Annotated in this window: 1 pseudogene; it reads right to left on the bottom strand. The window is 43.9% G+C overall.

Annotated elements, in window-relative coordinates:
* Nucleotides 1-813: pseudogene (locus tag ACYQ0O_RS13030) on the bottom strand (IS3 family transposase); the annotation flags it as partial.
* Nucleotides 814-889 lie beyond the last annotated feature (76 nt).

Genomic DNA, 889 nt, shown 5'->3' on the forward strand with positions numbered 1-889 from the left:
GATATTTTTAGTGCCTTCTGTAGGGCCTCAAGACAAAATCCTACTTCAAGTGTGTTTGATAGCTCCCAGGACAGTACATACCGACTATACCAATCTATTATTGCTACAAGGTACAAAAACCCTCTGCTCATCCTTATATAGGTTATGTCCGTGCTCCACACATGATCAGGCTTTTTGATTGATAAACCCCTTAATAAATAAGGATATTTCTTACATTTATTAGATGATACACTCAGCCTCTTCTTTGGATATATCGCCTCTATTCCCATCAACCTCATCAGCCTCTGTACCCGTTTGCGATTTACCTTGTATCCCTGATGTCTCAGCCATGCCGTCATTCGCCTACTCCCATAAAACGGTGCCTTCGTATATTGTTCATCTATCAGTCTCATCAGTTCCAGATTGTATTCACTCTCTCCTGCTGGCTCGTAATAGTACGCAGACCTGGACAGCCCCAGTAACTCACACTGCCTGTATATCGGTATCTCTGTATTCATTGGCTCTATCATCCTTCGCTTCTCACTTGGTGAGTATCTCAGATTTTTTTTTAAGCCAGTCCAGCTCTACCTTCAACTGTCCTATCTGACGGTATAGTTCTGCCTCAAGTTCCTCTCTGTCCTTTTCCGCCTTTTTCTTCTTGTCTGTAAATATAGATGGTAGTCCCTCAATAAGTTGCTTTCTCCATCGCCTCACCTGGCTTGGGTGTACCCCATATTCACTGGATATCTCTGAGATCGTCTTCTCCGCCTTCAGTGCCTCCAGTGCTATCTTTGCCTTAAATGTTCCGTTGTGCCTCTTCCGGATGTTACCCATCTAATCCTTGCCTCCTCTCTGTCCTTTCAGGCTAACATCCACCTTATTCCTCTGTCCAGTTTTTGGGGTCCATTAT

This window comes from Desulfothermus okinawensis JCM 13304 (genome assembly GCF_054654515.1).